20 protein-coding genes and 1 pseudogene are annotated in these 24,046 nt (G+C 46.7%); 8 read left to right on the top strand and 13 right to left on the bottom strand.

Annotated elements, in window-relative coordinates; genetic code table 11:
* Positions 1-84: 84 nt before the first annotated feature.
* From FK220_RS14130 to FK220_RS14120, 3 genes are all read right to left on the bottom strand, one after another.
* On the bottom strand, positions 85-435 hold the full coding sequence (locus tag FK220_RS14130) for a hypothetical protein (RefSeq protein ID WP_152574991.1): 351 nt from the start codon (positions 433-435) through the stop codon (positions 85-87).
* Positions 432-929 (bottom strand): DUF6265 family protein, encoded by a 498-nt coding sequence (locus tag FK220_RS14125; protein ID WP_152574990.1) that lies wholly within the window; start codon positions 927-929, stop codon positions 432-434. Before FK220_RS14125 ends, FK220_RS14130 begins: the two co-directional genes overlap by 4 nt.
* A 207-nt stretch (positions 930-1,136) precedes the next feature.
* Positions 1,137-4,658 carry a TraB/GumN family protein gene (locus FK220_RS14120; RefSeq protein WP_152574989.1) on the bottom strand — a complete coding sequence of 1,174 codons (3,522 nt, stop codon included), beginning with the start codon at positions 4,656-4,658 and terminating at the stop codon, positions 1,137-1,139.
* Between the two features lie 361 nt (positions 4,659-5,019).
* Between FK220_RS14120 and hemH the strand changes: the two genes are divergently transcribed.
* Both hemH and FK220_RS14110 read left to right on the top strand, forming a co-directional pair.
* On the top strand, positions 5,020-6,051 hold the full coding sequence (gene hemH, locus FK220_RS14115; RefSeq protein WP_152574988.1) for a ferrochelatase: 1,032 nt from the start codon (positions 5,020-5,022) through the stop codon (positions 6,049-6,051).
* Between the two features lie 172 nt (positions 6,052-6,223).
* On the top strand, positions 6,224-7,612 hold the full coding sequence (locus FK220_RS14110; protein WP_152574987.1) for an MATE family efflux transporter: 1,389 nt from the start codon (positions 6,224-6,226) through the stop codon (positions 7,610-7,612).
* A gap of 51 nt (positions 7,613-7,663) precedes the next feature.
* Here the strand turns inward: FK220_RS14110 and FK220_RS14105 are convergent, their stop codons facing one another.
* The 3 genes from FK220_RS14105 to FK220_RS14095 all read right to left on the bottom strand — a co-directional run bounded on the left by FK220_RS14105 (position 7,664) and on the right by FK220_RS14095 (position 10,509).
* Positions 7,664-8,095 carry a nuclear transport factor 2 family protein gene (locus FK220_RS14105; protein WP_152574986.1) on the bottom strand — a complete coding sequence of 144 codons (432 nt, stop codon included), beginning with the start codon at positions 8,093-8,095 and terminating at the stop codon, positions 7,664-7,666.
* A 23-nt stretch (positions 8,096-8,118) separates the two neighbouring features.
* Positions 8,119-9,342: a PQQ-dependent sugar dehydrogenase gene (locus FK220_RS14100; RefSeq protein WP_152574985.1), complete on the bottom strand. Its 1,224-nt coding sequence runs from the start codon at positions 9,340-9,342 to the stop codon at positions 8,119-8,121.
* Positions 9,343-9,495: 153 nt separating this feature from the next.
* Complete coding sequence (locus FK220_RS14095; protein WP_152574984.1) at positions 9,496-10,509, bottom strand: helix-turn-helix domain-containing protein; 1,014 nt, start codon at positions 10,507-10,509, stop codon at positions 9,496-9,498.
* Positions 10,510-10,539: 30 nt separating this feature from the next.
* On the opposite strand from FK220_RS14095, the pseudogene FK220_RS14085 reads away from it, so the two are divergent.
* A pseudogene (locus FK220_RS14085) lies at positions 10,540-12,410 on the top strand (serine hydrolase domain-containing protein).
* 157 nt (positions 12,411-12,567) lie between these two features.
* Here FK220_RS14085 and FK220_RS14080 read toward each other — a convergent pair.
* Together FK220_RS14080 and FK220_RS14075 are read right to left on the bottom strand one after the other, a co-directional pair.
* Complete coding sequence (locus FK220_RS14080; protein ID WP_152574981.1) at positions 12,568-13,356, bottom strand: EcsC family protein; 789 nt, start codon at positions 13,354-13,356, stop codon at positions 12,568-12,570.
* A 112-nt stretch (positions 13,357-13,468) separates the two neighbouring features.
* The gene (locus FK220_RS14075) at positions 13,469-13,846 is read right to left on the bottom strand and encodes a DoxX family protein (protein WP_152574980.1); all 378 of its coding nucleotides are present in this window, start codon (positions 13,844-13,846) and stop codon (positions 13,469-13,471) included.
* A 45-nt stretch (positions 13,847-13,891) separates the two neighbouring features.
* On the opposite strand from FK220_RS14075, the gene FK220_RS14070 reads away from it, so the two are divergent.
* The 3 genes from FK220_RS14070 to FK220_RS14060 all read left to right on the top strand — a co-directional run bounded on the left by FK220_RS14070 (position 13,892) and on the right by FK220_RS14060 (position 14,834).
* The gene (locus FK220_RS14070) at positions 13,892-14,266 is read left to right on the top strand and encodes a DoxX family protein (RefSeq protein WP_238719030.1); all 375 of its coding nucleotides are present in this window, start codon (positions 13,892-13,894) and stop codon (positions 14,264-14,266) included.
* Between the two features lie 69 nt (positions 14,267-14,335).
* Positions 14,336-14,476, top strand: coding sequence for a hypothetical protein (locus FK220_RS14065; RefSeq protein WP_166204920.1), 141 nt, complete (start codon positions 14,336-14,338; stop codon positions 14,474-14,476).
* On the top strand, positions 14,469-14,834 hold the full coding sequence (locus tag FK220_RS14060) for a DUF2237 family protein (protein WP_152574979.1): 366 nt from the start codon (positions 14,469-14,471) through the stop codon (positions 14,832-14,834). Before FK220_RS14065 ends, FK220_RS14060 begins: the two co-directional genes overlap by 8 nt.
* Positions 14,835-15,046: 212 nt before the next feature.
* On the opposite strand, the gene FK220_RS14055 is transcribed toward FK220_RS14060, so the two are convergent.
* From FK220_RS14055 to FK220_RS14035, 5 genes are all read right to left on the bottom strand, one after another.
* Entirely contained in the window at positions 15,047-15,235 is a 189-nt protein-coding gene (locus FK220_RS14055; protein ID WP_152574978.1) for a hypothetical protein, read from the bottom strand.
* Between the two features lie 223 nt (positions 15,236-15,458).
* Positions 15,459-15,743, bottom strand: a complete 285-nt coding sequence (locus tag FK220_RS14050; protein WP_152574977.1) for a hypothetical protein — start codon at positions 15,741-15,743, stop codon at positions 15,459-15,461.
* A 115-nt stretch (positions 15,744-15,858) separates the two neighbouring features.
* On the bottom strand, positions 15,859-17,556 hold the full coding sequence (ggt, locus tag FK220_RS14045; RefSeq protein ID WP_152574976.1) for a gamma-glutamyltransferase: 1,698 nt from the start codon (positions 17,554-17,556) through the stop codon (positions 15,859-15,861).
* A 150-nt stretch (positions 17,557-17,706) separates the two neighbouring features.
* Entirely contained in the window at positions 17,707-18,129 is a 423-nt protein-coding gene (locus tag FK220_RS14040) for a VOC family protein (protein WP_152574975.1), read from the bottom strand.
* 56 nt (positions 18,130-18,185) lie between these two features.
* Positions 18,186-18,917, bottom strand: a complete 732-nt coding sequence (locus tag FK220_RS14035; RefSeq protein ID WP_152574974.1) for a CPBP family intramembrane glutamic endopeptidase — start codon at positions 18,915-18,917, stop codon at positions 18,186-18,188.
* A gap of 244 nt (positions 18,918-19,161) precedes the next feature.
* Between FK220_RS14035 and FK220_RS14030 the strand changes: the two genes are divergently transcribed.
* Both FK220_RS14030 and FK220_RS14025 read left to right on the top strand, forming a co-directional pair.
* Positions 19,162-20,811, top strand: coding sequence for a S8 family serine peptidase (locus FK220_RS14030; RefSeq protein WP_152574973.1), 1,650 nt, complete (start codon positions 19,162-19,164; stop codon positions 20,809-20,811).
* Positions 20,812-20,827: 16 nt separating this feature from the next.
* Positions 20,828-23,974: a WD40/YVTN/BNR-like repeat-containing protein gene (locus FK220_RS14025; RefSeq protein WP_152575213.1), complete on the top strand. Its 3,147-nt coding sequence runs from the start codon at positions 20,828-20,830 to the stop codon at positions 23,972-23,974.
* The last annotated feature ends 72 nt before the right edge of the window (positions 23,975-24,046 follow it).

Genomic DNA, 24,046 nt, shown 5'->3' with positions numbered 1-24,046 from the left:
CCCCTAGCCCCAAAGTGGGTACCCCTATTATTACGCATAAAGAAAGCTTTCCAATGGAAAGCTTTCTTTTTTTTCTTGTTGGGACTATTCCCGTTTCACGATCATATAGTAATCATTGTCCAATGGCAGATATCCCAAATCATAGACAAAATAATAGGTAGTCCCCTTTTTGGTAGTATAGAGATTGGTGATGAAGTCGAAATCAAAACCTTTATCCAACAGGCGGGTTCGTGTCGTTCTGGTCTTACCGTCCTTGAGCTCAAAACCATCCAAAATCCGATAGTTTTTGCGCAGGCGGTTGTTAATGTTTCGAATCAGGTTTTTACTGTCTTTATTAACCTTGTTATGGTAGGCATTGCGACAATAGTCCGAACAGAACTTCTTGTCTATTCGACCTATAATTTCGGCGCCACACTCCAAGCATTTTTTCTTCACTCCGTGGGTCGCTTATAATTAAAGGTTACTTCTTCCTGGGTACCATCCTCCTGCTGGATCGATGCATAAATATTGATTTCATCCCCACTGACCTTCTCAAAGGTAAACCCCTCAAAATACAAACGGTTCCCCTCGGTTTTTACTAGCTTAAAACGCTGTACCTCCTCTTTCTCCTCCCAGCCTTTCAAATCACCATGAAAATGTTTTAACTCGAACACCAAGGTGTCATCCAACTGTCGTATATGGCCCAGTTCATAAAAGGAAACCGCACCCTCGACCACGAGCTTAAAGGAGAACATCATGGAACCTCCCATGGGCGGACTCCATATTTCCTCGGTGATACCGCCAAAAGCCTCGCCCCTCCAGTGCCCTTCCATCCACGAAATTTGTGATAAGTCTGCCCTGGGCGAAGCGCTACCTTCTTCTAAGGAAAGCGTATTCTGAGTATATACCGAAATAGAAAAAAACAGGAACAAAGCTGGAAATAATCGCATTATACTGGCTTAAGATGATAACAATATACAAATTATCCGTTTACAAACGATTTATGGGACGAGGAGGTTTTTCCCTTATTCCGAGGTCCTTCCAATCCTTTAAAATACCAACCGTAAAAGCCGCTCTAGTTTGCCGTAATACGAAAAATCCGCATCTAAGCGATGTCAGTTCCCTGGCATTTAATTTACACCAGGGTATCTCCTTGGTCAATACCCATAAAACCCATATCCATTATAGCTATTCGGCCGATATACTTCGGCGCGTTGGCGGTCTTGTAGCAAGAACTCCTCGGTGATGTACGCGATGGCCTCCAAATCGGTATCGGTATCCTCGATACGCATGCCCTGTTTTTTGTAAAAGGGTTGGGCGGTGAGTGCATCCCCCTTCTCGAATACCACCAAATTCATACTAAAATTGGAGTCGTACCCATCATTGCTTCTGGTCTTGAAGTAATAGCCTGTCAATTGTTTTCCCTTGTACCCAATGTCTCTTTGGTCAATGAACTCAATCGAATCCTGTTCGGCATCGAAATGACCCGACTCGTAGAGCAGTGACTCCGCCAAATATCTTTCACTACGGAACTCTAGCGGAAACAAATCAGCCCTACCGATCCGTCGTAGCTTGCTGAACAACAATGCCCTGCTATTGATATCGGAAGCTAACGATTCCAGTATTCCCTCCGGCATCGGGTTTCCTTCCCTAGCCATCAACATAGCATGGGTAGTACGTATTTTACGGTCTTTTACCTGCAGCAAACGGTCGAAGAACAGTTTTACATCCTTTTCATTCCTGAAAGGATATAGTAGCATCGCATAATCCTCGAGCTCATTGTCACCCTTCTTTTGTAACTGGGCGTAGTATCGATTTTCATTCTGGTTGTAATGATTTCCCAACTCCCGTTTCAACTGTATTTTGGCATCGTTTAATAGCTGTTTTCGGTACTTCTTGTAGTTTTTGGGTTTTATCAATCCCTTGTTCCGTAAACGCGCCAACATCGAAAAAACGGATGATTTGTATTCTGGAATAGTGCTGTAATCCATGAGATCTGGATACAGTTGCTTCGCCAAGGGCAGGCTGTCTTTGTAAGGTCTAAAAATATGGTGAATGTCCAAACCGTTTGACACCAATGGCAAGTCCTCCGCTAACAGCTCTTTCAAAAGAGCTACCGACTTTTCGTCGGATTTGCAACTCACCGCCTGCAAAATTTTCGCCTGGGCCTCCGAGTTATTGTACGAACGACCGTAGAACGATCTTAAAAAAGGCAGCACGTCAGGATGCTGCAGTCTACCCAGTTGTTGGATCAAATGGGCCTGTATGTGCTTTTTATCATCGGGGTACTCAAATTCGGCAATATAGTGCTTTAACGAATCAAGGTGCTTTTCACTAAAATGAATAAAAGGATATCCGTCGAGCACGATACTATCGTTTTTACGAAGGGCATCGAAAAACTCCGGGGTTTTATCCACCAATAGATCCCTGCCGATTACGGTATCCATCACCTTGAAATTCCCGAAAAATTCCGAGACAAAATCGCTGGGGATTTCGACGGTATCTACTTGGGCCTTTAGTTCGTAAAGAAGCCCGCCTTTAAGGACATTTTTTATCAAAATTCCCCGGGTACTGGCCGTATCGGCGAGGATCAGTTCCAATTGATACTGGCCATCGGCACCACTACTTCTTTCTTCCTTCAGAATGGTAAAACGTTTGTCGGCATACTGTTCCTTGCGAAGCGTCCAAACCGAATCTACATCCGGAAACATCATAAAGTCGTGGCCTTTGTTCAAAGCAACGGTAATTGCCTCGTTATTTCGGTTCTGATAAATCGTTTTCTTGGTATACGGACTATACGATTTAGGTCGATTGCGTCCATTGAGGTACTGATTGCTGTTCTCGACAAATTTGGGAGGTCTCACCGGACTGATCGTGGTGAAGAACATGGCGGTATCAATAACCTTTTCAAAGTCTTTGGCATAGCGGGTAGGTTTTATTTTGAAGGACTCGAAGTATGAATCCGCTAACCCCTTCTTGTCGGTCACCGCAGCCAGCAGATAATATTCGCCTCCTTTGAAGGTAGTTTTTAAGTGCAACCGCTTTTCACCTATAGAATCAATAATTGCATGCGAAGTGAGCGATTTTCCATTAAAATCATCATACTCCGGGCTTAGCTCAAGATCTTGGTAAAAGCGTTTTTGAATGTGCTTAAGTTCAAAGGTGTCTTGCTCGATAAAATTAAAATCGTTCAAGGTAGATTTCCGTAAGAAATAATAACTGTCTGAAATGGAATCATAGCCCTGTATGGTTCGGTCTCCATTTCGAGAACGATTGGGAAAACTGTAAAGACCGGGCACCCGTACCTCAAAATCGTCGAACTCCGGCGAAACCGTTACCGATTTCTTTTGGTTCGATAGAAATGAGATACTATTGAATATCGAATCGGAATGTTGTGTCACATAGTCGCCATCGCCACCCATCTTGAAGATAACTATTTCTAGAGGGGTCACATAAATATGATAGCGCTGATGGTCCCCATTCTTCAAACGGTTTTTGACATCAAGACCGGGGAAACCGTTTCTCTCAATGCGCTTCTTTTCCATAATGGTACCGGGAATGTTCTCAAAAAGCATTTGATCTAAATCTTCCAAGCCGAAAACCGTCTCTTGTTTGAGATGCGCAAAAGTCGGAATTCGATTGACCATCATATAACTGCCGTTCGCCAAATCGGGGGAAATATATGTAGTGGTTGGCTTTTCTGATACCGGATAGAGCTTGTTGTGCAGCGAGATACTGAAAAAGTCGTCATCGGGTCGCTGTGTTTGGTATTCGTTCTCGCGTATCGACTTTTCCAAACGCTCCTTGATCCGCTTTCCTTTTTGGGTCGATTTGGATATCAGCGGTTTAACGGTATAGCCCATGTCTCGAAGCATTTCGATAACACCTTCCTTACCCGGCAAATGGGCCGCTCCGATTCCGGTAAAGGTCTTGGTGGTACGAATGACGGAGTCCAGACGTTTTGCCATGTTGCGATTACGCTTGAAAAGCATGTTTTCGAGGTAGTGCTCGGTGTACATACCTTTATCGATAGAATCGAGTAAATTGATGTTTCGGTCACGATAGGCATCTTGCAAGAGCGTCATAAAATCTTGCTGTTGCATCTTTTTTTGTAACCACTCATCCGGCTTTTTCTTCATCGGGTTCATACTGGCACGGCCTACCAAAGTGGCGGACTCTTCCAAATCTTCCAACGCCACGACCGGTTTTCCGAATTTGATGCCCGCTTGATAGATGAACATATCCAAATAGGTCTCCTCTTCAAAATCCTGGGAATTGCCATTGCTGCGATACAAAATCCCGTTCACGCGGCTATCGTCGAATGCAAGATAGGACGCCATTGCTTCCTTTCTAGGATTATCTACCCTAAACGGACGGATGTAAAAACCTTTGGCACGGAAACCATTTTGCATCCCATATCCCCGAAGACCCATCAAATCGCTATTCTCCAGCCAGGTACCGGGGTCAGACTCCAAGGCGATTACTTCGCTTTGGTCCAAGGCCTCATAGAAAACGTCGTCTAAGCGGAAGGCGATACGCTTGCTAACGTGCATGGTTCCATAGAGATAGGAACTCTGTTGTAGTCCGTTTCCAGAAATTTCCCAAAGTAGGCTATTGGCCTCCTGTGCGCTCATGCCAAAGCTTAGGGCCAATACGAAGAGAGTAAGTAGTTTACGCATTGATAGGTTCGGTTAGATTTGAGTACGTTTTAGCGGTTCTTCAACAAAGAAAACGACAAAATAGGGGCTGGAACTCCCTATTTTCCGCTAAAAAGACATTAGGGTTTTTGGTATAACGGAATTTAGGCCAGCATATTTTTTAACAGCCCCCTTTTAACATGCCGAAATACCTAAAAAATGAATCTTACCCAGCTGTCTTCGAGAAACCGGGACAAGGTATGTCCGACATTTTGACATGGAACATGAGACTTTGAGCCCTAAGGCATCGACCCGCTCTATACCCCTATTGAGAAACTATTTCGGCAAACCGATTGAAAGAAGTCTTTCAAACCTTATTTTTGCAGCTTAAATTGCTAATGGAATGAAAGGAGTACTACTCGTAAATCTGGGTTCGCCCGATAGCCCTACCCCCAAGGATGTAAAGCCCTACTTGGACGAATTTTTGATGGATGAACGGGTCATCGACGTGCCCAAGTTGCTGAGAAACCTTTTGGTACGGGGTATCATCTTGCAGACACGTCCGAAAAAATCGGCCAAGGCCTATGCCAAGATCTGGTGGGATGAAGGCTCTCCCTTAGTCGTGATTTCGGAACGATTCACCGCTAAGCTGCGCCAGCATACCAACATACCTGTCGCACTAGGGATGCGCTACGGTAGTATGAGCATTCAAAAAGCCTTACAGGAATTGACCGGCCAAGGAGTAGATGAGGTATTGTTGGTACCGCTCTATCCGCACTATGCCATGTCAAGTTATGAGACAGTAGTGGTAAAGGCCATGGAAGTGCAGAAGAAGCATTTTCCGAACATCGAACTAACTACCCTACCCGCCTTTTATAAGAGTCCCGATTACATAAGGGTATTATCGGAAAGTATTGCGGAGGGATTGAAGGATTTCGAATACGATCATATCCTCTTTTCCTATCATGGAATACCAGAGCGGCATATCCGCAAGAGCGATCCCACAAGTTACCATTGTAAAATCGATGGAAGCTGTTGTAGCGTCAACTCGGTGGCCCACCACACCTGTTACCGTCATCAGGTCTATGAGACTACCGAACTGGTAAAGGCCCATTTAGGACTGCCGGAGGGAAAGGTGAGCACCTCTTTCCAGTCGCGATTGGCGGGCGACCCATGGCTCAAGCCCTATACCGATTATGAATTCGAGCGATTGGCAAAGGAAGGCAAAAAACGCCTCGCGGTGGTTACAGCGGCATTCGTCAGTGACTGTTTGGAAACCCTGGAAGAAATCGCCATGGAAGGCAAGGAGCAGTTCGAGGAAGCCGGGGGTGAACAGTACAAACACATCCCCTGTCTGAATGATAGCGATGCCTGGGTACAGGTGATGGCGAATTGGGTAAACGAATGGCAGCAGAACGAAGTGTTGCCTGTATAGGGTCTTGAACGTGGTCAATAGTGAACCGCTGATTTTCGGTTACCCTCACTTGGTTCGCAGTGCTTCTCGAAACGCTATACGCCTATCGGAAGAGTAGTTGGAAACAGCATGCAAAAGTACATCCCGACTCCGCTCGATGTGACGGTTTTTTAACTTTTTAGTGCAAAATCAGATGGCCAAAGTCTCCGCAGAACAACTCGGTTCCGAACCTATCGGGCAACTCTTGGTGAAACAGGCGGTGCCTGCTTCCATCGGAATTTTGGTGATGTCACTTAACATTCTGGTCGACTCCATTTTTGTAGGCAACTGGATCGGGAGCGTCGCCATTGCCGCTATCAACGTAGTGCTGCCCGTCTCCTTTTTTATCGGGGCCTTGGGAATGGCCATCGGCATTGGGGGCTCTAGCATTATTTCCCGGGCACTTGGGGCCGATAACCATGCCAAAGCTGTCAAGACCTTTGGGAATCAGATTACCTTGACCTTATTGCTCACCATTTCGATGGTGGCCTTGGGACTGTACTTCGTGGATTCGCTGATTCCCGCTTTTGGCGGCAAGGGGGCAATCTTCGGACCCGCCAAAATCTACTACGTAATCGTATTGTACGGTATTCCTTTTTTGGCGCTCTGTATGATGGGGAATACGGTTATCCGTGCCGAAGGAAAACCGAAGTTCGCCATGATCGCCATGATTATTCCCTCGGTGGGGAATTTACTGATGGACTATATCTTCATCTATCTTTTCGATTGGGGCATGCATGGGGCCGCTTGGGCAACTACGATTGGTTACATCCTTTGCTTTAGTTATATTCTCTACTTTTTCAGGTCGAAAAATTCGGAACTAAAACTTACCCCGCGGTGTTTTGTCCTGGACTTCCCTATCATTAAGGAAATCGGTTCGCTGGGATTTGTGACACTCTCCCGACAGGCGACGACCAGTGTAGTGTATCTGTTGATGAACAACATCTTGTTTGGTCTCGGCGGTGAGGCTATGGTCGCCGTTTATGCCATTATCGGCCGCATGCTCATGTTCGCTCTTTTCCCGGTATTCGGGGTTACCCAAGGATTCTTGCCCATTGCGGGATATAACTACGGGGCCCAGAAGTACCAAAGGGTACGGGAAAGTATCAACAAGGCGATCCTCTATGCCTCTGTGCTAGCCACGGCCGTATTTATTGGGCTCTTTCTATTTCCCTCGGAAATTGCCTCGCTCTTCCTGAGCAGTAAGGAAGGGCTACCCGAAAGTGAGCTGGCTATCAACGCGTTTGTCTTGGAACATACACCGACCGCCATGCGTTGGGTCTTTGCGGCAACCCCCATCATTGCGCTACAATTGATAGGGGCCGCCTATTTCCAGGCCATCGGGAAGGCCGTCCCTGCCCTCTTGCTCACCCTCACACGCCAAGGCTTCTTCTTCATTCCCCTTATCTTGATACTACCCAATTTTTTAGGCGAACTGGGTGTTTGGATTTCTTTCGCCATCGCCGATGTCTTGGCAACCGTGGTAACTGGATTTTATTTAAGAAGGGAAATCAGAACGACGCTTAGCCCGGCAACTTCTTAAAAGAGGTTAATTCCTTTTAAGAAACAACTCCTTTGCAAGGGTTGAACCTTGTTAATCTTTATCAGGCATCAAGGTAGCGGCTTTGCTTATGATTTTCCATTCTCCTTGCATTTTTTTAAGAAGGAACAAGTCTATGAATCGAAGTTTTTCTTTCGCCATCAAAATTTCCACTTTAGCGGTAGCAATGTCATGCTGCTGATCGATTCCCAAAATAGTTCCAACACGACCATTAAAGACTCCCTTCTCACGTTTTTCAAACAATGCTGCATATGCTGCGGGGGATAGTATATAAATAGGCTGGTCTTTTTTGGACAAGAACATGCGGGCATCTTCATAAAACGGGGCCACTATCTTTTCGGGATCGTTATACGAACTACCATCGATATATCCCTGAAGCGATGCCCGAATCGCTTTTTCTTCCAATTGGGCATTCAACAAACAACCGATCAGTGCTAAAAAGATGGTAAAAAAATGAATTTTCATGATAGGCTAATTTTTTTAGGTTTTCATTCTGGCTTAATACGAACGATTTTTCCGTTTGTCCTATTTTCAAGGTCTTCGGTAAGGATGTAAAGCTTTCCTTTAGGACTCATAACCGCCTTTCGCGAGCGCTCGCGATCATCTACAAAAAGTTCCTCCATGCTCTTCACCGTCTCTCCTTCCACCCGAACACGCCATAAACTACCACGGGAAAGTCCAGGTACGATCAGGTTGTTCTTCCAAGAGGGAAATTCATTCCCAGTATAAAAACAAAGTCCCGTCGGAGCAACCGTCTGCAACCAGTACCAAACAGGATTGGCAAATTCAACTCCCTCTATCGTAGGAGGCTGGTATTCCGAGCTTCTATAGCCTCCCGAAGTGACTACCGGCCAGCCGTAATTGTTGCCAGGTCGTAGTATATTGATCTCATCCCCTTGGCGCGTACCGTGTTCGCTGAACCAAATCTTACCGGTATTCGGTTGCAATGTAATCCCCTGAGCCGCACGAATCCCGAGTGCATAGATACCCGGAACGGCATCAGGTCCAAAATCAGGATTGTCATCTGGAATACTCCCATCGGGATTGAGTCGATAGATCTTCCCGCGACGATCGGTCACATCTTGGGCGACTGGCAGAGCCGGTTCATCAAGCTCGTTAAAAACTCGTTCACCTACAGTGATGTAAAGTTTGCCATCCGGGCCAAAGGTTATGCCGCCACCGTAGTGGAACAAACCTTCTGAAAAGGGGGTAGCCACGAATAACGGTCGTATCTGCGTTAGGGAATCGTTCCGTAACTCGGCTCGTATCACTTTGGTGGTAGTTCCGCCTTCACCTCTTGCAACATAGGACATGTACACCTGGCGATTGTTCTTGAAATCGGGATCTAGAACCACTTCCAAGATACCCGCATTGAAGGTGACCTTGGTACTGTCGGGCAGGCTAGCTGGAAATGTCAATGGTTTAAAGTTCTCTTTTACATACAGCAACGTATCAAAACGGTCTTGAGGAAATCCCTTGATGGGTCTCTTTTCCTTCGTATGTATATTGATAAACAACAAATCCCCATCCTTTTCAGAGAGTAATACTTCCTCTTCGGATAAAAAAGCCATACTCCATGGACGGGAGAGTCCGTCTACGATGATTTCCTTGGCGGGATTGTGCATTTTGGAAATATCCTGATCCTGCGACCGAAGGGTGCCGTGAATACCGAGATAGAGTAGCAAAAAGAGCATTGTGATGAGTTTACCCATATCGTAATCTTTGTTTGGACAAATATGCTAGGTAACCGATATAAAAGCTTTAAAAATCATGATTCTTAAAACAAAAAAAGCGAAGAGGGGAAGTTTTGAGCGGTCAACCGGGGAACGGCTTTCCCGTACTTTTGCACACCGTCTACAAAACCGTTACGTCATAGCATACCGATTCCGATATTGGGAAGGCGTGTGGTCGGTAGCCGACTTAAAAGCAAGATTAAAAGAAGTAACATTTCCAAAGCCACAGTCGTAGGCAATGGTTGCAATTTTTTCCTGGGCATAACCGGCATCGACTAACAGTTGCTTTGCTTTTTGAATACGATAGCTGTTGACAAACTCGGAAAAATTCCGTTGTTCGTTTTCATTAATGGCCTGGGAGAGTTCCCTAGGAGCAATGCCCAACCTCTCGGCGGTCTGCTTTAGGCTCAAACGACTGTCAAGATAGATTTCTTCCATTTCGAGTAAGGTCTTCAATTGGGTAAGGTGTCGTTGGGAAGTCGCTTTGTCCATCGAAGAATTGGCATATTTTTCTGTTGGAAAGGAGGCGTGTTTTAGCAGCAAAAAGGAAAAAACGTAAATCAAGAGCGAAAAGAAAATGGCCCCACCGATATAGTAGGGAATGATTCCCGTCAAATTGCCCATATAAAACGCCCAAATAAGGACTACTCCCAACGTCAGGTTCCGAAACCAGCTAAATACGGAAGCATTCGCGGTTTCGCGACAAAGGATCAGCTGGCGAACGGCTGCAACCACGTATACCGCCAAATGGACGAACACGCCTACGTAAAAAGCGAAGGACCAAAAACCAAAACTATTGGGTATCACTGTACATAACAGCACAAACAAGGCAAAGGGAACCAGGTGGAGATAGTCCCTTAAACCAAAGTCTTTCTTCTTGTCGAACAACGCTTGGCCATACATCCAAAGAAACGGACCTACCATTAGAATACCGGATAACCCCAGATTGCGTTGCCATGGGCCTAAATCTAGATATACATTTAAAACAGACTTCCCGATACGAATCGTTAGACCCAACAGTAGGAAGGCCAGAAAGCGGTTGGCCCGTCGATTACCTTTTTGAAGTGTAAGCAAATATAGTGTAAGGAACAAAGACTGCGCCAAGCCTAGACAACTCAACACCAATATGACAGCTTCTTTGGTCATAGGATTAAAAGTAGAAAGAATGTTCGAGAAATGATAGTTTGTCCTGCGTTGACAGGTAGAATATCAAAATGGGAGATAGCAAAGCCGAACACTGACCACCATTTGCCATTTGCTTTTGCTGGCTACGATATACTTTCCGGCAAGAACCCCAAACTTTTCTCAACATCCTGTGATTATGAGACTGAATTTCGATATCTTGAGCGGTATTCATCCATCAACAAAACACAGAGCGTCATGAACCAACTTCAAAAACATTTTCGATTCCTCCTATTCTTATTTTTAACGGCCAACACTGCAATCATTTCTGGCCAGTCTGCACAACCCAAGATGGAGGTCGCGTACGTGGAAGCGGGTATAGATCAAATTTTTGTGGACTTTGACGATATTCAAAAACCAGGAGCAGCTGTGGCGGTCGTCAGAGATGGGGAAATCATCTTCAAAAAAGGCTATGGAAGCGCCAACTTGGAATATGACATTCCCGTTAGCCCGACCACTGTGTTTCACGTGGCCTCGGTCTCTAAACAATTCACCGTTTTTGCCATTTTATTGCTGGAGGAAAAGGCCATGCTTTCTCTTGATGACGATATTCGTAAATACCTTCCCGAAGTACCGGATTTCGGAGAGCTGATTACACTTCGACACTTGGCAACCCATACCAGTGGCATGCGCGATCAGTGGGATTTGTTGGCCATGGCCGGTTGGCGCTTCGACGATGTGATTACCAAGGAACATATCCTTAAATTGGTGGGGAAACAAAAAGAGCTCAATTTTAAACCTGGCGAGCAATACCTCTACTGTAATACGGGTTTTACCCTTCTGGCCGAAGTAGTGGCCAGGAAGAAATCTTTACACCCTTGAACATGCGGCATTCCCTCTTCTACGATGACCATGAAAAAATTGTAAAGAATAGGGCCTATTCCTATAATCCGACCGATAATGGATTTCAAAAGGCCGTGCTAAGTTTTGCCAACGTGGGTGCGACCAGTCTTTTCACCACGGTCGAAGACCTGAGTAAGTGGGCGATGAACTTTCAAGATCCTAAAGTAGGCAGCCGGGCAATTATCGAACAAATGAATACGTTGGCCGTCCTGAACAACGGGGAAACTTTTGGAGGAGCCTACGGGCAGTTTGTAGACCCATACAAGGGTCTGTTACAGATTCAACACAGCGGGGGCGACGCCGGCTATCGTTCCTATCTGAGTCGATTTCCGGAACAGGACTTTGCCGTCTCGGTAGTTACGAATAGAGGGAACTCGAATCCAGCGGCCTTGGCCCTACAGGTGGTGGACCTCTTTCTTGCCAACGATTTTAAGGAGGAAACATCACAGACCGAATCCAAACCCGAAACCTTTATTAGTTTAGGACCCGAGCAATTGAAATCCTTTGAAAACAACTATTGGTGGGAAGAACAGCGAATCCCTAGAAAAGTAGTGTTCAAGAATGATACCCTACGATATGTCCGTGGCATAGGAAACGAATCGCCACTCGCTCCCATATCCAAAACTAAATTCAGGATGCTTCGGGTGCCGGCTAAGGTTTACGTAGAATTTTTAAAGGAAGCTGGTGAACAACGCATGAACGTATATCAGGAAAATACGCCTACCATTACCTTATCCCCGTATGAACCAGTGGACCCTAAAAAGGTTGATTTAACACCTTATATCGGTACTTTTTACAGTCCTGAGCTCGACACTTCCTATCGGTACACGATTGTGGACGGAAAGTTGACCGCCACCCACAGACGGAATAGTAATCTTGATATGGAAATCATCAAGCAGGACCTTTTTAGGCACGACAATATCGTCACTGAATTTGTAAGGGATAATTCCAACGCCATTTCGGGTATCAAGGTCTCTACGGGTCGCGTGCGGAATCTCTGGTTCGAGAAAACAGAAGACTAATGCTGTGCCAACCCACTGACAGCCCATTGCTATGCCTTTCTCCGATTGCACTCATTGGATGCGGGAAAGAAGATACTCATGACCTCCTTCTTTCAAATGTATTTTATTAAACGTTTACTTAAGACCCATTGTGTGCCCATTAAAATTTAACAGGGCTTCAAGCGGCCTCGTAGGCCGTCTTTACGGTCTCCGCCCCGTAGGTTCTTTCCAGGCGCCGGATGGCAAAGTGTGCCTGGGCCATGTTTTGAAAATGATGGATAAACGCCAGGTTGATCGAGGCCCCACCGGCCGCCCCCAATACCGGAATCGCCTGTGCAACGAATTTTTCCGATACCTGCACGCTAAAACGGGCGGCCACCGTGGCAATAAACTGTAACAGGGGGTTGGTACTGCCGCGGAGGAGTCCTTCCAAGGCTTTCGTCCCACCCTTCACAGCGGAGCCAATGGCGATTCGAGAGGCGTAATAGCCGGTTTCCAAACTATTGTCATGTTTTGTTTTCCCGCCTAGGGCAAAGACCTGCAGACAGGCCAGTTGGGTATCGAATTCCGTGAGGTCTTCTCCCTCGCTCCGCGCAATGTCCATGATAGAGCGCATCATCAGCTTGGTCGCCAAGGTCAAATCTACCGCGAAGGCCGAAGCCCCCAAGGCCCCCCCGACCAAACCCGAGGAGGTGACCAGCGCCTTGTAGGTTTTGTTCCAGGGGTCGGACTTCACCTTGCCCTTTTTCATGGAGGCCAAGTTGGCCTTCACAACACTATGCAAAACCTTATAACTGAGCTGGTGCAACCACTGCTGTTGTTTTTTTGGTAAAAGGCTGATACGGCTTTCGATGACGTTCCCTACCTTGTTAAGGCCTTGCATCGCCCAATGCACGTTCTCCATCTTACGCTTGGCAGCCTTTAGGGTCGCATAATCGGTTGGGGTTATGGATTTGGTTTGAGGCATAATGGCATACGGAATAGTAGTATCTTTAGTTGATTAGTAGTCAAAAAGGAGAGTTTGTTACTTCAAACCGCATTGGGCCAAAAAAAGCAAAACAAGACAACCAATATAAATGCTACAGATACCCGTAATGCCCGGCGAGAATGAGCAGGGAGAGCACTAAAAAGATAAAAGCGGGCAATGAGCGTTTGATGGGATCACTTATTTTGAGGTGCATGCCTATGGCCCCCAGCATCAATACTGCCATCGTCGCAGCACCATAAAGGGCTAAGGAAGGCATCCAGATAGAGACCAACAACAAAACGGCGCTCAGCACCTTCAACCCCCCAACGAGGTACATCATGGTTTCGGAAAGCCCATACGTCTTGAATTCCTCTTTCATACTGTTAGCACTGCCTCCACGCCACTCGGTGGGTTTGTTAAAACGAAAGAACCATACGTTGATGATGCTGATAAAAATGATGACTTTCGCGGCGATAATGATGTATTCCATAGGGTATATACTACTTTTGTTTGGAATCAAAAGATACATATTTTTATGATGGATGGCAACCCCAATCCTTTATTTTCCGTTTTGACAGGCTTGGTGCTTTTTTCGGGAATCTCCTTTATTTTCTTCGGTGTCAGCTGTCTATTTGCTCCCTATATGGTGATGGAATTTGAACGATACGGACTAAAAAAATTTAGGATACCGAACGGATTCCTTCAAATCTTCGGAGGTATCGGGTTATTGGTCGGACTCTACCACACTCCGTTGCTGTTGGCTGCCAGTTCAGGACTCGCCTTGTTAATGGCGGCAGGGTTTGGGGTGCGGCTGCGAATCAAGGATGGATTCATCAAATCGTTCCCCGCCTTCTTCTATTTTCTGCTCAACCTGGTCATATTTGTATGGGCTCTTTCCAGCAATCAATGAATGTTTAAGATTTTTTTATAATTGTTAGACAAAAAATTGGGTAACTTGGGAACAAATCAAATTAATATCATGAAAGACAACAAAGAACAAGCTACATTGGCCGACATGCATGCCGACGGTGTACGTTTTAATGAGCGCGTTTTAGAGGCCAAACGTTCTCAAAGAAAGAAAGTGAAAAATACCGAGGGATCAAAAAAACAGCATGGCTAAAAACATTTTGGGCGGCGAATTACAGTCCTGTTGTTTTCAGCCCATGACCGGCTTTTATCGGGACGGCTATTGCCGAACGGGACCCGAGGATGTGGGTACCCATGTGGTTTGTGCCATCATGACCGACGAATTTCTACGTTATACAAAAGCGCAGGGCAACGACCTCAGCACCCCAATCCCCCATTTTAAATTTCCAGGCCTAAAACCTGGAGACCAATGGTGCCTCTGCGCCTCCCGCTGGAAACAAGCTTATCTGGTAGGAAAAGCACCTGAGGTGGTGCTGGAGGCAACCCATGAAAAAGCGTTGGAATATGTGGAATTTGACTGGTTGTTGGAATACAAGCACACAAAGGTGTAAATTCCAAGTTCCACAAAGGTTTTACAGAAGACCCAATCAAAGGGATGCCCCCGAAGCAAGAAGTTTTGCGCAACTCTTTACGACGATTTTTCGATGCGGAAAAGTTTGCTGGAACTTTGTTATTTTGTTTACTACCCGGCAAATAACCATACGTACAGCACATACAAAATTACCAAGGTCACCAGCATCGCTATCACCCACGTTCTAAGTTCCTATCGCTTGTATTCGGCGATTTTCTTTTGGATGTTCAGCATGTCCTGTTCCGTAGACTCCTTCAAATGGAGTTTTCTGATGCCTGCTTGTCCATAGACCTCCCCTTTCTCTTTTAGCTTGCCTCTTTTTTGTAAGTCGCGGTTGTTCTTAAGACTTGTAATCGCTCCCGCAATACCTCCTCCTGCCATAATGGTATCATGTTGGTTTAATGAAGGGTAGAAAAAACGGGAGATTTGTTACATCCAGCCTAGTTGGAAGGTTGGTCTTCTTGGGGGCAGGGTAATAAAGCATTATAGGTGCAACGCCCTTGTTCATCATAGATTCCTGTTGTTGTGTACAAGCAGCGGGGGATTTAGTACAGTGTTCAAAACATCCTGCATCGGGTAACCGGTATATAGTATTCGACGCCTCTTACAAATAAAAAAACCACACCAAAAAATAGACAAGTCCGATTGCCAGCAACAGACATAGTCCATACAGCTGTAACTCAAAACGAACCTGTAATCGATGTTGCTCTCGAATAATCTCTTTGATGCGTTGCAGCTCTTCGCTGCCAATATGTTTGAATTCGACCTGGGTCTTCCCGGCGGTTTCATAAACCAATTCCTTAATGTCCTTGTACTTGCGTCTTTTGAGCAAGACCCGGTTGCCTTTTAGTACGTTGGAAGCATGGGATGCAAAACCTGCGCCGGACATGGAAGTAATTTTGGAATAAGATACTGTAAAGTAAAGAAATTTTCACCCTAATCAGGAAGAAAACCCATTGCCCCACTTCATAAAGCCCCGTAGAAAATCGCCTATCCTATACAGTTCAATACCCCGCCGCCTGCCCATCCTTACGACTTTCGGAGGCTCCTTGGTAGACCTGATTTTCGGCATCCCATAAAATAGCCTGATAGCCCCCATAGGCACCCCGGGTAAAACCGACCCGGTGGCCCTTGTCCATCATACCCCGAACGGTGGTATATGGAATACCCGATTCTACCCGGACCAGCCCAGTGTCTTCGGTAGTGCGACCTGTTGGGCTCGCCCCGCCCGTATGGTCCCACCTTGGTGCATCACCCGCTTCCTGCAGGTTCATGCCAAAATCGACCAGGTTCATCACGATCTGTGAATGACCCTGTGGTTGAAAGTCGCCACCCATCACCCCGAAACTCACCCAGGGTTTTCCATCCTTGGTAATAAAGGCAGGAATGATGGTATGAAAGGGCCGTTTGTTAGGTTCATAGGTGTTTGCCTGCCCGCGTTTAAGACTAAAAAGCTCGCTCCTGTCCTGTAGCATGAACCCTAATTTAGGGGGTGCCATGCCCGAGCCCATGCCGCGGTAATTGCTTTGTATCAACGAAATCATAGTACCTTCCTTGTCGGCCACCGTCATATAAATGGTTTCCCCGTCACTGATCTCCCCGGCGCCGTAGGTGTTGGCGCGGTCTCCAATCTGTTGGCGTCTTTCTTCCGCATACGTGTCGGAAAGCAATCGTTCAACAGGTGTTTCGAAAAAGTCCATATCGGCATAGTATTTGGCGCGGTCCTCAAAGGCCAATTTTTTGGCCTCTGTAAAGAGATGCAGATGTTCGGCACTGCCAAATTCAATGTTCGCAAAGTCGTAGCCCTCCAAAATTTGTAGCATTTGCAAAGCCGCGATACCTTGCCCGTTCGGAGGCAGTTCCCATACGTCGTACCCACGGTAATTGACCGAGACCGGCTCTACCCATTCCGAACGGTGGGTGGCCAAGTCCTTCGCAGAGAGAAAACCGCCTTGCTCCTTGATAAATTTACCGATGGTTTTAGCGATATCGCCCTTGTAGAAGGCATCGCGGCCACCTTCGGCAATCGCACGATAGGTATTGGCCAAATACGGGTTTTTATAGATTTCGCCCTCATCAGGGAGGGTTCCACCGTTCTGTTGCCTATAGGTATCATCGATATTGGGGAACCCTTTTGATTCAAAGAAAGGTACGGTTCGCTGTATGTACCAGGCGATCAACTCGGTTAAGGGAAAGCCTTTTTCGGCATATTCAATGGCAGGGGCGAGGAGGTCTGTCATTGGTTTGGAGCCAAATTTGCCGTGTAGCTCAAACCAGCCGTCCACGGCACCGGGAACGCTGACAGGTAGCGGTCCGTGCGAAGGAATCTTTTCCATCCCCTGTTCTTCAAAATACTCCAGGGTAAGGCTTTGGGGTGAACGGCCACTGGCGTTGAGCCCGTATAACTTTTGCGTTTTACCGTCCCAGACGATGGCAAAGAGGTCTCCCCCAATACCGCAACCGGTAGGCTCCATGAGTCCGAGTGCCGCATTTGCCGCAATGGCGGCATCGATGGCATTACCCCCACTTTTGAGAATATCAAGGCCTATTTGGGTGGCCAAGGGGTGGCTGGTCGCTACCATACCATTTTGGGCCAATACCACGGAACGGGTAGCGAAGGTTTCGCCCGTAACACGATCTTGAGCAACCACAATATGCAGGGATAGCAATAGACAGCAAGTGGTAAGGAACGATGTTTTCATAAGATGTTTTTATAAATATGCTCTAAAATACAAAATGTAAAGAAGGTGTTCTAGGACTATCCCACTACACCTCGCTCTTCCGATTCCTAATCGGAGAAAAGGTGCCTGCAGTTTAGGAGGGATGGCAGCGATAAGCGGAGGGGTTAAAATTCAGTAAAAATCCTCAACGCTGACTACCAAGGTCGTCAACTCCACCGTATGGCCGTCGGGATCCTCGGTATAGATTGAATGAAAATAGTGATGATCTCGAAATTCGAAGTCCAATCCCAAGCTTTCGTAATGGGCTCGTGCCTTTCGAAAATCCTCGTTGCTCACATGAAAGGCAAAATGCTCCATACAAACATAGCGCGAACTTGCTTCGAAAGGTTTCGCATCTGCACTGGCCGGGAAGAGGGCCAGCCCAGTTTTTCCGGCCAACATAAAGATAGGGAAGCTACCCCATTCGGCAGGTTGATAGCGCTGTAAGCCAAGGACTGTTTTATACCAATTTGCGGAGGCCTCCATATCCCTTACGTAAAAAGCGACATGGTCCAGGCGGTCTATTTGAAAAGGTAGGGTATTGTTGTATGCCATTAGCGTGGGATTTCCAGTTCTAAAGTACAATTTTTTGGACAGTACGGGAAGTTGTCCTAGGGCGGCGTATTACTGGCCATATAGAGCTGTGCCATCAAAATAGTATCCATATACATATGGGCCAAAACGAGTATCCACAGACGCTTTTTCAGAAAAATATAGCATACGCCCAAAACCAACCCCATACAAGCCGTCTGTACGATACCCATAGGCCCCCAACCAAAATGGGCGAGACCAAAAATAATTGCGGCAATGACGATTGCAAGGTAGGTCCCCCATTTGCCGTTCAGTCCCAGTTGTTGGAGCCGGTTGATTAAAAAAGCCCGATACACCAACTCTTCCCCAAAAGAGGAAACCAGATACACTCCGAAAAGTGTAAGTATGAGCATCCCGAAATTATCCTTTAAGTAGTCGTATCCGCCCAGGTTAGTATTTTGCGGAATACCCGTTATATTGGCCATGATGATACTTCCGACTACGAAACCGATCATCGCAAGAACAAAGACCAACAGCGACCAAAGAAACGTACGCAACACCTGCCTCCTACTAGGTTTTTTGAAGTGTAGGCCAAAATCGGCCAAACGCTCGCCACGAAGGCGAATGCCTGCCCATACATAAGCCAACATCAACAAATTGGCTACCCACAACACTATTTGATTATAAATAAGGTACTCATCGCCCTCACGAAGAAATACTTTAATAAAGAGGACGGCCAGCGCGAACAAGATGGCCAGCTCGGCAATCTTCACCCATCGATTGTCCTTTAGAAGGGTTCCCAGTGGTTTCATATGTACGTTCAGGTTGCGGTCACCGGGGGCATGGCCAAATTTTCTCCTATTAAAGATAGCATTAATTTGTTAGTCCAACGCTCTCCTTCAAATGGTATAGTGGTGAAATCATTCATCATCTTTTACCTTCCTGGCGTTATCCATTGTATTTAAAATAATATGCCAAAAAAGCCGGGATTGAACCGTTTCCGATTCAATGCTTTTTCCTTACATTTAAGCTTGACTAATTTGAACTTGAAACTTAATGGATTTTTTCTTCTCAAAAATGGTCCTTTTTGGGGTGATTCTTGTTTTTATGCCGATGATTTGCAACGGACAAAAGAAACAAGCATTGACCGAAGAACAGCTTAAGACCTGGCATTTAAAGGATATAGGGAGAGACACCATTCCTGGTATTGGTTTGGAAAGGGTTTATAAAGAATTATTGGCCAACAGAAAGGGGGAAGAAGTAGTGGTAGCCGTACTCGACACTAAAATCGATGTCAACCATGAGGATATCAAAGACCAGCTTTGGGTGAATACCGATGAAATTCCCGGTAACGGAATCGATGATGACCGTAATGGCTATACCGATGACATCAATGGATGGAATTTTCTCGGCAACGCCAAGGGTGCTGATGTGGTTAAACAATCGGCGGAATCGACCCGAATCGTAAAAAAGTACGCACCGCTTTATGAATCCAGAGACAGGGAAGACATACCTGAAAGCGAAAAGGAAGCCTACCGTTTGTATCAAAAAGCCAAACAAATATATGAGACCGATGTTGCCGAAACCAAGCAAACTTTGAAATATTTGGATTCGGCTGTAGTCGTCTTCACCCGTGCCAAGGACACGGTAGCGAACTTGCTATCTGCCAACTCCTATACAACGACCGAAGTAGATAGTCTAGCCAAGGCCTATCCGACACTCGAAAGCGATCTGGGTTTTTTGTCGCAGATGATGGGTTATGATATCTCCGAATCGGACTATGATGAAAGTATAGCCCTCTTTACTGATTGGATGAGCACGCTATATTCCCTGGAATACGATGAGCGGTCGGTGTTGGGTGACAATCCAGACGTATTAACGGATGTGCCTTACGGAAATAATATTCTAATCAACAACGACCTTTACTTTCAGCATTCCACACCGGTCTCCGGACTAATGGCCGCCACCCGTAACAATGGCATTGGAGTCGATGGAATCTCAAATAGCATAAAGATAATGCCAGTGGTTATGGTGGCCGAAGGGGATGAAAACGATAAGGAGGTCGCGTTGGCCATTCGCTATGCGGTCGATAACGGTGCGGATATCATCAACATGAGTTGGGGCAAATATCTATCATTGCATGCCGATTGGGTACGGGATGCCTTCAAATATGCGGAAGACAACGACGTATTGCTCGTTTCCGGCTCGGGCAACGATGGTAAGAATACCGATATCGAGATCAATTATCCCAACGACAACCTGAACGGAGTCGAGTTCGTCGACAATTTTATCATGGCGGGGGGACACGGATATGCCCTTGATTCCACCTTGATCGCCTCCTTTTCCAATTACGGAAAAAACTCGGTCGATATCTTTGCGCCGGCAGTAAAGGTGTATGCGCCGGATATTGATAACACCTACAAATTTACTAGGGGAACCTCGTTTGCGAGTCCATTGACCGCTGGTGTCGCGGCACTTGTAAAATCTTATTATCCGAATTTATCGGCCGCGCAGCTAAAGCAAATTATCATGGAATCAGGGACTCCGATTAACATCGATGTCCGAATTTTCAAAGAGGACGATACCGTTGAAATGCTGCCCTTTTCAGAGCTATCCAAAACAGGAAAAATACTAAACGCCCATAGTGCAATGCTTTTGGCCGAAAAAGTATCACAAGAATCGCTCAAATTAAAACTAAAGGATTAATCTACTTTCGATGAAAATGAAAACTCACTACACGCGACTAGGCCTGCTTATACTGGTCTTTTTCTTATTGCCAATTGCTAACGAAGCGCAACGAAGAAAAAAAACAACCGCCGTTAAAACAGCGTATCCCGAAGCGCTCTACTCCAGTTTGGAATACCGTTCCATTGGTCCGCACCGCGGTGGGCGTTCCGCCGCTGTGACCGGCGTACCTGGCGAACCGAACCTTTTTTATTTTGGGGCAACCGGAGGCGGGGTCTGGAAGACTACCGATGGCGGACGTTCCTGGGAAAATATCTCCGACGGCTATTTTGGCGGAAGTATCGGCGCGGTCGAGGTTGCAAAAAGTGACCCGAACGTCATCTATGTAGGTGGCGGTGAAAAAACCCTGCGCGGCAATGTCTCCTCAGGCTATGGTATTTGGAAAACCGAGGATGCCGGAAAGACCTGGACCTCTGCCGGACTAAAGAACAGTCGCCATGTGCCGCGGATTCGCATTCACCCGACCGACCATAATACGGTCTATGCGGCGGTACTCGGGAATATTTACAAACCCACTCAAGACCGGGGCATTTATAAAAGTACCGATGGAGGACAAAACTGGCGAAAGGTGCTTTTTGTCAACGACCAGGCCGGGGCGGTCGATCTCGTTTTTGATCCCAACAATCCACGTATTCTTTACGCCTCCACGTGGCGCGCCAAACGAACGCCCTACAGCCTTAGCAGTGGTGGCGTAGGTTCCGCACTGTGGAAGAGTACCGATAGTGGGGAGAACTGGACGCAGATTTCCAAGAACGAGGGATTTCCTAAGGATACCTTGGGTATCATCGGGGTAACCGTTTCCCCTAAAAACTCCGATCGCGTCTGGGCAATAGTGGAACACAAGGAAAAAGGGGGGCTCTACCGCAGTGACGACGGCGGCAAAAAATGGACGCGTGTGAACGAGGAACGCAAATTACGGCAACGCGCCTGGTACTACACCCGCGTGTATGCCGATACCGAGGATGAGGATGTCGTCTATGTGCTCAACGTTCGTTATCATAAAAGTACCGATGGTGGTAAAACCTTTAACACATTCAATGCGCCACATGGTGACCATCACGACCTGTGGATAGCTCCGGAAAACAGTCAGCGGATGATTATTGGGGATGATGGTGGCGCCCAAATCTCGTACGATGGAGGGGAAACCTGGAGTACCTATTACAACCAGCCTACTGCCCAGTACTACCGCGTAACGACCGATAACTCGTTCCCCTATCGTATTTATGTGGCACAACAGGATAATTCCACTATTCGTGTGAAGCACCGCAGCGACGGTTTCGGAATATCGGAGGATGACTGGGAACCTACGGCCGGGGGCGAATCGGCCCATATCGCCATCGACCCCACCGATAACGACATTGTCTACGGTGGAAGCTATGGCGGATTCCTTACCCGGGTGAACCACAAGACCAATACGGTACGGGGAATCAATGTATGGCCGGATAATCCCATGGGCTACGGGGCCGAAGGAATGAAGTACCGTTTTCAATGGAACTTCCCCATTATCTTCAGTAGACATGATCCGAAGAAACTATATACTTTCTCGAACCATGTACACCTTAGCACCAACGAGGGTCAAAGTTGGGAACTCCTCAGCGATGACCTCACCCGCAACGACCCCGACAAATTGGTCAGCAGTGGCGGACCAATCACCCAGGACAATACCGGTGTAGAATATTACTGCACCATCTTTGCGGCGAATGAAAGTCCGTTAAAAGAGGGGCTGTTGTGGGTCGGAAGCGACGACGGACTCATCCACGTAACAAAGGACGGCGGGCAGACCTGGGAAAACGTAACCCCATCGAACATGCCAGAATGGAGTATGGTGAACAGCATTGAGCCCTCCGCCTTTGACGAGGGTACCTGCTACGTAGCGGCCACAAGGTACAAGCTGGGCGACTTCACCCCCTATCTCTATAAAACAACCGACTACGGTAAAACATGGACAGGGATTACGAACGGTATCCCAAGCGAACACTTCACGCGGGTAGTCCGGGAAGACCCCAAACGAAAAGGCCTGCTCTATTCGGGTACGGAGACGGGCATGTACATTTCTTTTGACGATGGGGCGAATTGGAGTCCGTTTCAATTAAACCTACCCATAGTACCCATCACCGATCTGGCCATTAAGGACAACAATTTGATCGTAGCCACCCAAGGCCGTAGCCTATGGATTATTGATGACCTGACCGTGCTCCACCAGTTAGACGACGGTAAAAAGGGGCAAAACGCCATATTGTACAAACCCAAGGACAGCTATCGCACCAAGGGAGGTGCCCGAAAAGAACCGAGCAAGACCGAGGGGCAGAACCATCCGAACGGGGTCATTACCCATTATTATTTGAATGATATGGCAGAGAAAGACAGTGTATTCATCACCTACACGACCATAGCGGGTGATACACTGGCTTCCTTCAGCAATACTTCCAAGGAAAAGGATAAAAAGCTGGAGGTCAAAAAAGGGGGCAATACCCATGTCTGGGATACCCGTGGTAAGGGAGCCGAGAAGCTTGATGGTATGATTCTTTGGTGGGCAAATCTCGATGGGGCCAAAGCGGTACCCGGCGCCTATAAGGTACATTTGAATGTGAACGGCACTTCCTTCTCGGAAACCTTTAATATCATCCCCGACCCAAGGGCCGAGGTGTCAGTTGCCGATATGCAGAAGCAATACGATTTTGTCAGCGATGTGAATGCCACCGTGGACAAAGCACATCAATCCATCAAAAAAATACGGAAGATCAATGCCCAATTGGATGCCTTTACGAAGCAGTACAAAGACAACCAAGCGACCAAGGAACTCGTTGAAAAGGCAAAGGCAATGAAAGAAAGGTTCGGGGAAGTCGAAAAAGCCCTCTACCAGACCAAAAACCGCAGTAATCAGGATCCCCTGAATTTTCCGATTCGATTGACCAATAAGCTTGGACATTTGAACAGTTTGGTCGCCTTGGACGATTTTCCTCCGACGGACCAGGACATCGCTGTGAAAAACGAATTGACCGGCAAAATCAACGAACAACTAACGACCTTCGATCGCTTGATTTCCGAAGAAATTGGGGAGTTTAACGAAGAGTTCAACCAGTTGAAATTGGAGTATTTGTTCGTGGAGGATGGGGAGGAATAGCGCGTTGTTGATACTTTACAAAAAAGTTAAAAAACAGTCCTCCGTATTAAGGGGTTAAATTTCTTCTAAAAA

It is taken from the genome of Pelagihabitans pacificus, assembly GCF_009371985.2.
GTDB classification, from domain to species: domain Bacteria; phylum Bacteroidota; class Bacteroidia; order Flavobacteriales; family Flavobacteriaceae; genus Pelagihabitans; species Pelagihabitans pacificus.
Note: the sequence above shows the minus strand (reverse complement) of the source record. Positions and strands in the feature narration are given on the sequence as shown.